A 13,107-nucleotide genomic window follows, 5' to 3' on the forward strand; every position below is an offset into this window, starting at 1 on the left:
GTAGGGCGGATAAGGCCGAAGGCCGCATCCGCCGTTACCCAACCACCGCAGCCCGCATCCGCCGTCACCAAACGAGCCGCAACCCGATCACCCCCGATCCTGCGCAACCGCCTCCAACAACTGATCGTACACATCCGGCACGGCGCTTAACACGCGCGACCAATTGGCCATGAATGGCCGCTCGGTGGGATCGTTCAGAAACTGCTCCCCCGCCCGCATGATGCACTTGGTAAACAGCTCCACGGTGTTCTCTTCCTGGTTTCGATCCAACGTCATGCCGTTGATGACGGCATCGTTGTGATACCGGTCAATCAGATCCAGCGCGAGGCGATAATAACTCGCCTTGATGGTACGAAACGCTTCTGGCGTAAACACGGTGCCTTTGATTGCCAGTTTGCGGAACAGCGATTTGGAAATGTCCGTGCTCATTTTCGAGAGCCCACCCTCCGGGTTGTCTTTGGACAGATCCTGATGCTTGTGATCGTAGGCATCGGCAATATCCACCTGACAGACCCGCTCGTCGGAGTAGCGACGATTCACTTCCGACAGCACACCAATTTCCAGGCCCCAATCGCTGGGAATCCGGATGGAACTGACCACGTCCATGATCATGGAAAACTCACCCGCCAGCGGGTAGCGAAAGCTGTCAATGAATTCCAGATAATCGTCGCGGCCAAACACTTTCTCCAGCGCCCGCACCAGCGGCGATACCAACAGTCGACTCACGCGACCGTTGAGTTTGCCGTTGGCCGCACGATAGTAATACCCCTTGCAGAAAGCGTAATTGAATGTGGGATGGACCACCGGATAAAACAGCTTGGCAACAATATCCCGCTTGTAGGTGAGAATGTCGCAGTCGTGCAGCGCGACGGCTTTGGCCCGCCCCTGAGCCAGCGCATAGCCCAGGCAATACCAGACATTGCGCCCCTTCCCCAACTCATTGGGCGCGAGGCCATATTCATCGAGGACCTTATCAATGGCTTTCAGGCGCGGCCCGTCATTCCACAGAATGTGGTGACGCTGGGGCAGACGGGAAAAAAACGTCTTGGCATGCTCGAACTCTTCTTCGGTAGCGCGATCAAGCCCGATGATGACCTCATCAAGGTAGGTGACCTTACTCAGCTCCTGAATGATGTTTTCCAACGCCGGCCCCTGTAGCTCAGAGTAGAGACACGGCAACACCAGGCACATGGGCTTTTTCTCCGCCCATTCATTCAGCTCCGCCTCCATCGCCTCCAGCGGGCGATCCCCCAGGTTGTGCAAAGTGGCAATACGACCGTTCTGGAAAAAATCACTCATCGGTTCATCCTCGTCAGTGCGATCGCCTATTGGTCGATCAGGGTAAGAACGGCGGTATTCCACCCCGCCGCGCCCTCTTTTGGTGCTATGAAGGCCCGTTTTAGTGCAGGGTCCTCCAGGTGTGAACCATCGCTGTGCGGAATGATGGCCGGTGCATCCACCGCTTTGAGCATGTCCAGATCGTTGGGGCTATCCCCCAGGGCAATACTGAACGGTGCTGCGCCGAAGTGGTGCTCATAGCGTTTTTGCAAGTACCGTACCGCATCGCCTTTATCGCACTGTCCCATGACGTGATAGAAGCGCCCGCCCTTGACCACGCGGAGATTGTGGCGGGTCAGTCGCTCGGTGAACTCCGCCAGAGCCTCCGGCGTATCGCGCCACACAATAGGCTCCGAGGCCTTACGCTGGCTGGCCAGGCGGGCCGCTTCCAACGTCAGGCCGGTATGTTGGGCGATGTCCTCATCGGTCATCCAGGCAAAACCGGTAAACCGATAATCCGCCTTCAGCTCGTTGAGCAGCGTCAGAATCTGCTCCCGTGACAGGCCCCGGTATTCGTAGTGGTAACCATCGCTGATCAGGCGCGAGTCCGCCGACAAGCCCAGCGCCTCCAGCAGGTTCTCTGGTATCAGAAGCAGGCTGCCGTTCTCACAGACCAGAGGATCCGTGTTGCCCAGCGCACGGCGCAGCTCGAGCATCTCCACATCGGTTTTGCTGGAAACCAGGACCAGAGGAACCTTGCGCTGTTTGAGCGCGGCCAGCGCCGGCTTCGCCGCCGACCAGTCGTAGTCATCATGATTAAGCAGGGTGCCGTCGAGATCGGTAAATACCACCATGGGTGTGCTCATAACCTGGTTGCTCCAGAGGCCGTAATCCGCTCAACGCGGTGATGGGTGTCCAGCGCCAACACCAGGTCGGCCCGCTCCGGCATTTCCTGGAGAATCCAGCGGGTGAGCCGTTCGTAGTGATCGATGAAGCGCTGCAACATGGGGGGTGTCATCAGGTGAGTGCCGGTACGCCGCTCATCCTCGAGCTGCTTTTTCAGAGCGGCTTCCTGCTCGGAGCGCCACTGAAACACCTGCTCAAACGACGGTGCCCGCAATAGAATCAGGTGATTGAGACGGGCAAACAGACGCTGGTAGCCCTTCAGTTGCTCATTGACATAGCGACGCCAGCGGCCGTCGGGGTCTTCCTCACGTTCCAGGGCATTGAGCGCGGGCTCCAGCGCCGCCTCCTCCTGGGGTCGGGCGCCGACGCACCAGCCTTCGAAAATGATCAAATGAGGGCGACCCTGCCACAGCTCACCTTCCGCACGGCGGTCATCCTGGGCTTTGTCAAAACGCGGCAGGGTCACCCGGGTATTGGCATCGGCCTGGGTCAGCGCCTGCAGCAACGCCTCCCCCATGGCGATATCATGGGTGCCCGGCACCCCCCGGGTTGCCAGTAGCGGGTGCACCTCGTCCGCCAGCCGTCGCCGCTCACTCCGGGTCAGGTACAGGTCATCAATGGACAAACGACACACCTGAAACCCTCGCAGCTCAAGAAGATGCGCTATCACCTCCGCCGCGGTGGACTTCCCCGTCCCCTGGGCGCCGTTTATGCCCAACACCAGGGGGTCAGAGCGCGTGGGCAGGCAGCGCGCCAGGCGCTCCGCCAGCGGGCTATACAGCCGAGCCAGGTAGCCCGCCAGGGCTTCGGTGACACGGAGATGCCGGGAAAGCAATGGGATGTCGGCCGGAGCTTCTCGCCCCCTGACGCCCCACCGCTCCAGCAGGGCCGCCGGCCAAAGTGCCGTGGTTTCCTCCAAATCAATCATGACGCAATCCTTCTGGTTAACTCGAGCCCCACACCTGGGACCTTATTAAGCATAGCAGTGCAGGATTTGGGCCACCGGACACTTGACGACTACCACCTGTTACTGTAATTTCAGTAATTACTGAAATTTGTGGAGTACCCCATTCGTGTCAGACCAACTTACCCCGATGATTCAATCCTGCGTGCTGCACTTCGGTGAAATGGGTAGCCGTTGGGGCATCAATCGCACCGTGGGCCAGATGTACGCGCTTCTGGTGTTGAGCGAAGAACCCTTGTGCGCCGAGCAGATCGCTCAGGCACTAGGCTTCTCGCGCTCCAATGTCAGCATGGGGCTCAAAGAACTGCAGTCCTGGGAGTTGGTGCGTCTGCAACACATTCCCGGCGAGCGGAAGGAGTTTTTCTCTGCCCCGGATGATGTCTGGGATATCGCCAAGACGCTGATCGAGCAGCGGCGCAAGCGGGAAATTGACCCAACCCTGTCGACCCTGCGCGGCCTGCTGCTGGAGCAGCCCGCCAATCGCCAGGAGGAGTACGCTCAGGCACGCATGCAGGAAATGCACGAACTGATCGAGATGTTGACCCAGTGGACCACGGAAATTCAGCGGCTCAATCAGAGTAATTTGAAGAGCCTGTTAAAGCTTGGCGGGAGTCTGGGCAAGGTGTTGGACATGAAGGATCGGTTTTTGAAGTAGAGGCGCTTGCATCGACGTATCGTTACGGCGGATGCGCTGCGCTTATCCGCCCTACGCAACCAGCGAGGCCCGGCGTAGGGCGGATCGGTCCGACGCATCGGAGCCAAAGGCGCATCCGCCGTCACCTGAACCAACGAGGTACCAACAATGGAAACCCTGTTGTTATCGCGCATTCAATTCGCCGCGAATATCAGTTTCCACATTCTGTTCCCCACCATCACCATCGCCTTGGCGTGGTTTCTGTTTTATTTCCGGGTTCAGCACAACCGCACCGGTGACGAAGTGTGGATGCGGGCCTACCGCTTCTGGGTGAAGGTGTTTGCGCTGAGCTTTGCCCTCGGCGTGGTCAGCGGTATCACCATGTCCTTTCAGTTCGGCACTAACTGGCCGGGCTTTATGGAAACCGTGGGCAATATCGCCGGGCCACTGCTCGGCTATGAAGTGCTGACTGCCTTTTTCATGGAGGCGACTTTCCTGGGCATCATGCTGTTCGGCATCAACCGGGTCTCCAATCGGGTACACACCATCGCCACCTTTCTGGTGGCCGTCGGTACCAGCCTGTCCGCCTTCTGGATTCTGTCCCTCAACTCCTGGATGCACACGCCCACCGGTTTTGAAGTGCGCGATGGGGTGGCCTTTCCGGTGGACTGGTGGGCCATCATCTTCAATCCATCCATGCCCTACCGACTGGCCCACATGCTGGTCGCATCCGGACTGACGGCGGCCTTTTTGATGGCGGGCCTATCGGCTTATCGCCTGCTCAAGCGCGATCACAAGCCCGCTCCACGCCTGGCATTGAAAACAGGCGTCTATGCCGCCGCACTTCTGATTCCACTGCAGATCCTGCTGGGCGATCTACACGGGCTGAACACCCTGAAACATCAGCCCGCCAAAGTGGCGGCCATGGAAGGCCTGTGGGAAACCACCGAAGGGGCCCCTCTGGTGCTTTTCGGGCTTCCCGACGAAGAACAGAAACGCAACCATTTTGCCCTGGAAATTCCCGGCGGGGCCAGTTTCATTCTCACCCACGACTGGCAGGGTAAGGTGCAAGGGCTGAACGAATTCACCGATGAACATCCACCCGTCGCGCCAGTATTCTGGGGTTTTCGCATCATGGTCGGGTTGGGCTTTCTGATGCTCGCGGCCTCCTGGTTGGGGGCATGGCAGCTGTGGCGGCGCGCCTCGGTGCCCCCCTGGATGCTCAAGGTATTCGTGGCCATGACCTTCTCGGGCTGGGTCGCCACCCTCGCCGGTTGGTACGTCACCGAAATTGGCCGCCAACCCTGGCTGGTAACCGGCGTTCTGAGCACCAGCGAGGCCGTCACCACCGTCCCCGGAGGCAATGTGGCCATATCGCTCGCCATCTACCTGACGCTGTATGCCGGTCTTCTGGTGGCCTACATCAGCGCCCTGTTCCTGATCGCCCGCAAGGCGGTACTGGTCGACCGCGACGAAGAGGTCAACACCCTGCAGGATCAATACAACCCGATGGTCCGCAATGAAGGAGGTGCCCTGTGATGCCGACCGGAGAAGCCTTTTGGCTACCCTTGATCTTCATGGCACTGATGGGTGTGGCGTTTCTCATTTATGCCATTCTTGACGGTTATGACCTCGGAGTGGGCATCCTGTTGCCGCGAGACTCGGAGCGCCAGCGCGACACCATGATCGCGTCCATCGGCCCCTTTTGGGACGCCAATGAAACCTGGTTGGTGTTGGGTGTCGGCATTATTCTGATTGCCTTTCCCGCCGCCCACAATGTGATCCTGTTTCAGCTGTATATGCCCGTAACGCTGATGCTGGCCGGATTGATTCTGCGCGGTGTCGCCTTTGACTTTCGGGCCAAGGCGCCGGTGGATCACAAAACCCGCTGGGACTTCGCTTTCTGGGCCGGCTCACTGCTGGCGACCTTATCTCAGGGTTACATGCTCGGGCTTTACGTCATGGGCTTTGAGCAGAGCCTCGCCTCCTACGCCTTTGCCGCTCTCAGCGCGGTGTGTGTGACCGCCGGCTACTGCCTGATTGGCGCCGCCTGGCTGGTGATGAAAACCGAAGGCGAGCTGCAGCTGCGGGCGGCTCGCTGGGCACGCCGCTGCGCCTGGTTGATGGCGTTGGGGCTGGTCGCCGTGTCGGTCATCAACCCGATGATCAGCGAGCGGGTGTTCGACAAGTGGCTGGGGGGAGACCTGACGCTTCTGCTGCTGATCATCCCGGTACTCAGCTTTTTCCTGTTTTTGATCAATGACCGCTACCTGTCCAACTTTCCCTACGACAATGACTTTGGCTGCTGGCTACCATTTGCCATCGCCATCGCCCTGTTTGTACTCGCGTTTTCCGCCCTGGCGTACAGTTTTTTCCCCTACGTGGTGCCCGAACAGCTCACCTTTTGGGAAGCCGCCAGCGCCCCGGAATCACTCAAGTTCATTCTGGTGGGTGTGGTGATTGTGTTGCCTGCGATCATTGCCTATACGCTGTTTGCCTACCGCGTATTCTGGGGTAAGGCGCGGGAGTTGACGTATTACTGAAGCACCAAAACTGCTTGCGTTAACGGCGGATGCGCTTTAATACCGCTGCGCTCGGCCCCTACGCGACCTGCCGTGCTATCCGTAGGGCGGATAAGCGAAGCGCATCCGCCGTTGCCACACCACCCGTCACATAAGATGGATCGGTCCGATGCATCGGGGCGAAGCGCATCCGCCGTTACCCCTCTTCGCCTATTGACAAGCGAGACGCCGCTTCCTATCGTTTCAGCGTCACTTTTCAGTTAAGGAACATCAATAAGATGCAAGACGCACACGATCTGTCGCTGATGCTGGACTCCAAAGTCCCGCTGGTGGTCATTGAGACTCATGAAGAAAACAAGGCCATCAACTTACTCCAGCGGGTCGCGCGGGATAAAGCGCGGCCGCTGTATCGCTGGTCGGTGACCGACGGATTGACCACGATGGGTTTCGGCCCCCAATTGGTTCCCAAAGGGCGTGAACATCAGGAGCCGGCCGAAGTGCTGGAGCACATCAAGGCACAGGATACGCCGGGAATTTATCTGCTGTGCGATTTGCACCCCTACCTGAACGATCAACCCCATACTGTGCGTCTTCTCAAGGACATTGCGCTTAAACACGAGCAGACACCCCATGCCATCGTGTTGCTGAGTCACCGGCTGACGCTGCCGCCGGAAATCAGCCGCTACAGCGCCTCCTTCCAACTGTCTCTGCCCACGGACGAACGCATTCTGGCGATCATCCGGGAAGAGGCGCGTCACTACGCCGAGCAGAACGGTCAGAAGCGCATCAAAACCGACAACAATACCCTGCGCCGACTGATGGCCAACCTCCAGGGATTGAGCGCCAGCGATGTACGACGATTGGTGCGGGTGGCCATATGGCAGGACGGCGCCATCACCGAAGAGGATCTGCCGGCGGTCAATAAAGCCAAGTTTTCCCTGCTGGATATGGGCGGGGTCATGAGTTACGAGTACGAGACAGCCGACTTCTCCCAGGTGGCGGGATTACACAACCTAAAGCGCTGGCTGGAGGCTCGCGGCAAGGCCTTTCACAGCCGGGACCCGGGAATAGAACAACCCCGGGGCATCCTGTTGCTCGGGGTCCAGGGTGGCGGCAAAAGCCTGGCCGCAAAGGCCGTGGCCGGCACCTGGAACCTGCCGTTGCTGCGCCTGGACATTGGCGCTCTGTACAACAAGTACCACGGTGAAACCGAACGCAACCTGCGCGAAGCTTTGGCGATGGCGGATGCCATGGCGCCCTGCGTTCTCTGGCTGGATGAAATCGAAAAGGGCCTGGCACAGGGCAACAGTGACGACGGCACCTCACGACGGATGCTCGGCACCCTGCTCACCTGGATGGCGGAGCGCAAAAACTCGGTCTTTTTCACCGCCACCAGCAACGATATCAGCAAGCTGCCACCGGAGCTGATTCGCAAAGGTCGGGTCGACGAGATCTTTTTTGTCGATCTACCCGATGCCGACGTGCGCCGGGCAATTTTTGACATTCACCTACGCAAGCGGGATTTGAACCCCGAGCAGTTTGACCTGGCACTGTTGAGTGAAGCGAGCGACGGTTTTAGCGGTGCCGAGATTGAGCAGGCCATTGTCGCTGCGCGCTACAGCGAGGGGCGAGACGGGATTCGTACCGAGTGCATTCTGAGGGAGATAGGCAACACCAGCCCACTCTCGGTGGTGATGGCAGAGCCGCTGAAGCAGTTGTGGGCGTGGGCGGCGGAGCGCACCATCCCCGCCTGATTACCCGACGGGGAGTCAGGAGCCAGGGCGCCTATGTGGCTTGGCCCGGACGTAAATCGTTCGATGCACTCGCGCCACCAAATGCCCGTGCTCATCGACAATATCGACGGCAAAATTGGGCAGGTACTTTTTTCCGTCAGCGGTGTGCTCTCGAATTCGTTCAAGGGTGGCATCATCCAGCGAGAACTCCGCCTTGACGGCTGTACGCCCCGGGGCAATAAAATCAATATGGGCGCTTTTGTCCCAGACAAAATAATCCCGCCCCAAGTTGTAGGTCAGCATCATCATGTACCAGGGATCGGTCATGGCAAACAGGCTGCCACCAAACTGGGTACCCACCATATTGCGGGTGTGGAAGCGGCGCTTTAAAACCACTTCGATACGCCGAAAATCTTCACTGATAAACGTCGCTTTGATACCGGCAAAAAACAACGGTGGCCAGAAATTTACCAGCCGACGGGCCCATTTCCAGTTCATAGCCTACCCTTCCGTGAGTACCAGGTTATCCCGGTGAATCAGTTCATCGTCGTCCTTGTAACCCAGTAAAGCCAGAATATCGCCACTGGGTCGACCGAGAATCTTGCGCGCCTCATCAGCGGAATAATTGACCAGACCCCGGGCAACTTCCGTCCCATCGGGTCCGACACACACCACCATATCGCCCCGGGTAAAAGCCCCCCGGATTGATTTGACGCCCACCGGCAGCAGGCTGCGACCTTTCTCCCGCAGAATCTTGACCGCCCCCTCATCCAAAACCAGGGTGCCACGGGTCTGCAACTGACCGGCGATCCAGCGCTTACGCGCCGCCTGTGGTTCCTGCCCGGCGTGCAGCAGCGTTCCCAGCGGTTCGCCCGCCCGGGCACGCAGCAGCGCCCGCTCGGTGCGTCCGCCGAGGATCAGGGTATCGGCACCCGAGCGAGCGGCGACCCGCGCCGCCCTAACTTTGGTCAACATACCGCCGCGCCCGAGGGCACCGCCTCCGCCGGCCATGGCTTCCAGGGTCGGATCATTCGCGGACAATTCCGGCAGCAGCTTCGCGTCGGGGTTGGAGCGCGGATCGCTGTCGTACATGCCGGACTGGTCCGTCAGAATGACCAGTAGATCCGCTTCAATCAGGTTGACCACCAACGCACCCAAGGTGTCATTATCACCAAACCGGATTTCATCGGTGACCACGGTGTCGTTTTCATTCACGACGGGCAACACGCCCAGATCGAGCAGCGTGCGCAACGTGGAGCGGGCATTCAGGTAGCGCTGGCGGGACGAGAGGTCATCGTGGTCGAGCAGCACCTGAGCGGTGTGCAGACCGTATTGCTGGAAGGCGCTTTCGTAGGTCTGCACCAGCACCATCTGGCCGACCGCCGCAGCGGCCTGCAGCTGATGCACCGCGGTCGGGCGACGCGTCCAGCCGAGCCGGGTCAGGCCGGCGGCCACCGCGCCGGAAGAAACCAATACAATCTCGACACCGGCATGACGCAGTTCGGCCATTTGCGCCACCCAGTCGTTAATCGCGCGGACATCGAGCCCTCGGCCATCGTTGGTCAGCAGGGAACTGCCAATTTTAACGACCCAGCGCTGAGTGGTGGTTACCGAACTTCTGTCTGCCATGTTGAAAGGGTTCCGTTTAACGTACGTATTCTACTTCGACATCATAATCGTCATCATCGAAGTCGTCATCATCGTCGTCACCCTTACGTGCCGCACGGCGACGCAAACGAAGCTCCTCGACACGTTCGCGCACTTCCGCAGCCATATCTGCCTGGAATTGCGCCTCGCGCTCGCGGGCCTCTTCATTTTCGGATTCGGTTTCCCAGATGTTTTCCAGATGCGTCATCAGCTCGCCGCACAGGGGCTCTGTGCCCTGCCGTTGCAGCGCCGAGATACGGAACACCGGCCCTTCCCAACCGAGCTTGTCCACCAGGGCCTGGCAGCGCGCGTCGGCTTCATCCTCCGGCAGCAGGTCGATTTTATTCAACAACAACCAGCGCTCCCGCGTGGCCAGGGTCGGGCTGAAACTCTCCAGCTCGTTGGCAATGGTGCGCACCTGCTGGACCGGATCAGAGTCGTCCAGCGGCGCCATGTCGACGATATGCAACAACACCCGGCAGCGGGTGAGGTGCTTGAGAAAGCGAATCCCAAGACCGGCGCCATCGGCGGCGCCCTCAATCAACCCCGGAATGTCGGCCACGACAAAGCTGCGATGTTTCTGTACTTTGACCACACCGAGGTTGGGCACCAGGGTGGTAAAGGGGTAGTCGGCCACTTTCGGTTTGGCGGAGCTGATGGCGCGAATGAAGCTGGATTTGCCGGCATTGGGCAGCCCGAGCAAACCGATGTCGGCCAATACTTTCAGTTCCAGCTTGAGGTTGCGCATTTCGCCTTCGGTACCATGGCTGGTCTGCCGGGGCGCGCGGTTGACGCTGGATTTGAACCGGGTGTTCCCCAGCCCGTGAAAGCCGCCCTGGGCGACTTTGAGCTTCTGGCCGATTTCGGTCAGGTCGCCAAGCTGTTCGCCGGTGTCGCTATCGATGACGGTGGTGCCGACGGGTACCGGCAACAGCAGGTCTTCGCCTTTGCTGCCGGTGCAGTTTTTACTCCCACCTTTTTCGCCATTTTGGGCGCGGTAGCGGGGCTGGAACCGATAGTCGATGAGGGTGTTGAGGGCTTCGTCAGCCACCAGGTACACACTCCCGCCGTCGCCACCATCGCCACCATCGGGGCCACCTTTGGCAATAAATTTTTCCCGTCGGAAGCTGAGGCAACCGTTGCCGCCTTTGCCCGCTTCGACGTGAATGGGCGCTTCATCTACAAATTTCACTTTCTTACTCCCGACAGGGTTGATCTAACTTTAAGGGTGCCACTATTGCGGCCGGGCCGCTGCTGGGTATGGTCTTCCAAGACACGCCGTAAACCCATCCATGGGGGCTCGGATCGCGGGTCCCCCGCTCTACGGTCTTGGAAGACCATACCCAGCATCGACCCTAAGTGCCAAATTCCAGCTTGTTCGCTCAAATTGGCCTTAAAAAAGCGACTTCAACCAACTTAAGTAGCAGCTTGCTCCGAAGGTAAAGGCCTTGAAGGGGAACACCCTTTCGAGACCGTGGAGCGGGGGACCCGCGATGCGAGCCTACAGGGATGTATTCACGGCGTGTCTCGAAAGGGTGTTCCCCTTCAAGGCCCCCTCCCAACTCGACGCAAGTCCATCCGACAACTTATAACAAAAAAGCCCCATCGATAGTTCGACAGGGCTTTCCGAGGTGTGTTCGCCCGAGGGCGACAACCGTATTTAAGGACGTCTTAAGCGACTTCGACGCTGACGAACTTACGGTTTTTCTCACCTTTGGTTTCAAACTTCACCCGGCCTTCGGCCTTGGCGAACAGGGTGTGGTCCTTACCAATACCCACATTCACACCGGGGTGAAATTGAGTGCCGCGCTGGCGAACGATGATGCCGCCGGCGGGGATGGCCTGGCCACCGTATACTTTAACGCCAAGGCGTTTACTTTCGGAATCGCGCCCGTTGCGCGTACTACCGCCTGCTTTTTTGTGAGCCATTGTCTAAACTCCTCTTAACCTTTGATTCCAGTGATTTTCACTTCAGTGAACCACTGACGGTGGCCCTGACGCTTCATGGAGTGCTTACGGCGACGGAACTTGATGATCCGCACCTTTTCGCCACGACCGTGGCTGACCACTTCGGCGGTCACTTTGGCGCCGTCTACGACGGGAGCGCCCACTTTAACGTCGTCGCCATTGGCAACCAGATAAACCTTGTCGAATTCCACAGTTTCACCGGTGGCGACTTCGATTTTTTCCAGCTTGAGGGTTTCCCCTTCCACGACGCGGTGCTGTTTGCCACCACTTTCAAAAATTGCGTACATAGTTGCTCCAAATACTCAGTTTGGACGACACGAAGCAGCGAACAGGGCGCTTTCCGGGGCTTGCGTCGTTGGTTCGGTTTTTCAAGGGCGGCGATTGTATGCGAAGTGGCGACCGATAGCAATAGGGTTATGGCCTCTGCCCCATCTAAATTGAGCTGGAGCCACCATCTCGCCCGATCTGAGGCGGAGCAGTCCAGGTAGGTCGGATCGGTCCGAAGCTTCGGAGCGCAGCGTAATCCGACACTCTCAGGGTCTACACACCAGTCGGCGCTGCTGTCGGATTACGCGCTGCGCGCTAATCCGACCTACTCCGGCCCCTCGGGCCGGGCGAAAATCAGCGAATGTAGTCGGCTAGAAGCAAGGATTGACGGCGGACGCCCTGGACGAAAAGCTCCGCGACCTGTCGGGCGCCCCGGCGCTGCAGGTGGGTATTGTCGTCTTTGCCATCGGGCAGGTTGGCGTACTCGCCTGCCGGAATCTGCATATAGATGTTGGCTGACCCCGCTACGCCGGCATCCAGCAGCAGCTGGCGGGTCATGACATTCAGATCCACCAGAGGCACGCCCCGCTCGCTGGCGACGGCGCGGGTCACCTCCGGGTAGTCACCCAGGGTGGCTTCGGGCTGCCCGTCATCGGTGAATGCCCGGCGGTAAATGGAGGTGACCAGGATGGGCTTAGCGCCCCGGGCCAATACGTCATCGACCATCCGCTCCAGGTTGGACCGATAGTCCGTCCAGGGGGCGGCGTAGCGGGTTTCATCGTAGTCTTTCTGGTCGTTATGGCCGAAGCCCATCACCACGAAATCCCCCGCCTGAAGCCGCTCCATGACGGCCTCCCAGCGCCCCTCGTCGATAAAACTCTTGGTGCTGCGTCCGTTTTTGGCGTGGTTTTCCACTTCAATGTTGTCGGTCAGATATTCCGGCAGCGCTTGGCCCCAGCCGGTTTCCGGGTATTTTTCTTTCGGCTGGTCCGCCATGGTGGAGTCGCCGACCAGGAACAGGGTGGGCTTGGTCGCCTCTTCGACGGGGGCCTGGGTGGCGCAGCCAACCAGGAGGGCAGCGGCGGCCAGTAAGGGGGTGAGGCTGTGTAAAAAAGAGGTTGATGTCATTGTTCTGGTTCTCTCTGTATTTATGGTGCTTTTAGAGTTGGGTTGCGGCGGATGCGGGCT

The 13,107-nt window shown here is 59.1% G+C and carries 13 protein-coding genes; 4 read left to right on the forward strand and 9 right to left on the reverse strand.

Going from position 1 to position 13,107, the window contains the following annotated elements:
- Positions 1-87 precede the first annotated feature (87 nt).
- From B3520_RS16835 to B3520_RS16845, 3 genes are read right to left on the reverse strand one after another with little or no spacing between them, the layout of a single operon-like run.
- Positions 88-1,299, reverse strand: coding sequence for a glycosyl transferase (locus B3520_RS16835; RefSeq protein ID WP_286805612.1), 1,212 nt, complete (start codon positions 1,297-1,299; stop codon positions 88-90).
- 26 nt (positions 1,300-1,325) lie between these two features.
- The gene (locus B3520_RS16840) at positions 1,326-2,144 is read right to left on the reverse strand and encodes an HAD-IIB family hydrolase (protein WP_123637966.1); all 819 of its coding nucleotides are present in this window, start codon (positions 2,142-2,144) and stop codon (positions 1,326-1,328) included.
- Entirely contained in the window at positions 2,141-3,112 is a 972-nt protein-coding gene (locus B3520_RS16845; protein ID WP_286805616.1) for a phosphoribulokinase, read from the reverse strand. The genes B3520_RS16840 and B3520_RS16845 overlap by 4 nt, the downstream gene beginning before the upstream one ends.
- 145 nt (positions 3,113-3,257) lie before the next feature.
- On the opposite strand from B3520_RS16845, the gene B3520_RS16850 reads away from it, so the two are divergent.
- The 4 genes from B3520_RS16850 (at position 3,258) to B3520_RS16865 (ending at position 8,058) form a co-directional block, all read left to right on the forward strand.
- Positions 3,258-3,803: a GbsR/MarR family transcriptional regulator gene (locus B3520_RS16850; RefSeq protein WP_339619876.1), complete on the forward strand. Its 546-nt coding sequence runs from the start codon at positions 3,258-3,260 to the stop codon at positions 3,801-3,803.
- Positions 3,804-3,950: 147 nt separating this feature from the next.
- Positions 3,951-5,321 carry a cytochrome ubiquinol oxidase subunit I gene (locus B3520_RS16855; protein ID WP_286805618.1) on the forward strand — a complete coding sequence of 457 codons (1,371 nt, stop codon included), beginning with the start codon at positions 3,951-3,953 and terminating at the stop codon, positions 5,319-5,321.
- Positions 5,321-6,325 (forward strand): cytochrome d ubiquinol oxidase subunit II, encoded by a 1,005-nt coding sequence (locus B3520_RS16860; RefSeq protein WP_286805631.1) that lies wholly within the window; start codon positions 5,321-5,323, stop codon positions 6,323-6,325. The genes B3520_RS16855 and B3520_RS16860 overlap by 1 nt, the downstream gene beginning before the upstream one ends.
- A gap of 257 nt (positions 6,326-6,582) precedes the next feature.
- The gene (locus B3520_RS16865) at positions 6,583-8,058 is read left to right on the forward strand and encodes an AAA family ATPase (protein WP_286805619.1); all 1,476 of its coding nucleotides are present in this window, start codon (positions 6,583-6,585) and stop codon (positions 8,056-8,058) included.
- A gap of 15 nt (positions 8,059-8,073) precedes the next feature.
- Here B3520_RS16865 and B3520_RS16870 read toward each other — a convergent pair whose 3' ends face one another.
- The 6 genes from B3520_RS16870 to B3520_RS16895 form a co-directional block, all read right to left on the reverse strand.
- The gene (locus tag B3520_RS16870; protein ID WP_286805621.1) at positions 8,074-8,535 is read right to left on the reverse strand and encodes a DUF4442 domain-containing protein; all 462 of its coding nucleotides are present in this window, start codon (positions 8,533-8,535) and stop codon (positions 8,074-8,076) included.
- A 3-nt stretch (positions 8,536-8,538) separates the two neighbouring features.
- The gene (gene proB / locus B3520_RS16875; protein WP_286805623.1) at positions 8,539-9,666 is read right to left on the reverse strand and encodes a glutamate 5-kinase; all 1,128 of its coding nucleotides are present in this window, start codon (positions 9,664-9,666) and stop codon (positions 8,539-8,541) included.
- A gap of 16 nt (positions 9,667-9,682) precedes the next feature.
- Positions 9,683-10,876 (reverse strand): Obg family GTPase CgtA, encoded by a 1,194-nt coding sequence (gene cgtA / locus B3520_RS16880; protein ID WP_286876465.1) that lies wholly within the window; start codon positions 10,874-10,876, stop codon positions 9,683-9,685.
- A gap of 479 nt (positions 10,877-11,355) precedes the next feature.
- A complete protein-coding gene (gene rpmA / locus B3520_RS16885) occupies positions 11,356-11,613 on the reverse strand; it encodes a 50S ribosomal protein L27 (RefSeq protein WP_024460889.1) in 258 nt (85 codons plus the stop codon).
- Between the two features lie 14 nt (positions 11,614-11,627).
- Positions 11,628-11,939, reverse strand: a complete 312-nt coding sequence (gene rplU, locus B3520_RS16890; RefSeq protein ID WP_024460890.1) for a 50S ribosomal protein L21 — start codon at positions 11,937-11,939, stop codon at positions 11,628-11,630.
- A 334-nt stretch (positions 11,940-12,273) separates the two neighbouring features.
- The gene (locus B3520_RS16895; protein ID WP_286805627.1) at positions 12,274-13,047 is read right to left on the reverse strand and encodes a rhamnogalacturonan acetylesterase; all 774 of its coding nucleotides are present in this window, start codon (positions 13,045-13,047) and stop codon (positions 12,274-12,276) included.
- Positions 13,048-13,107 lie beyond the last annotated feature (60 nt).

The sequence above is a fragment of the Marinimicrobium sp. UBA4509 genome (genome assembly GCF_002388575.1).
GTDB classification, from domain to species: Bacteria; Pseudomonadota; Gammaproteobacteria; order Pseudomonadales; family Cellvibrionaceae; genus Marinimicrobium; species Marinimicrobium koreense.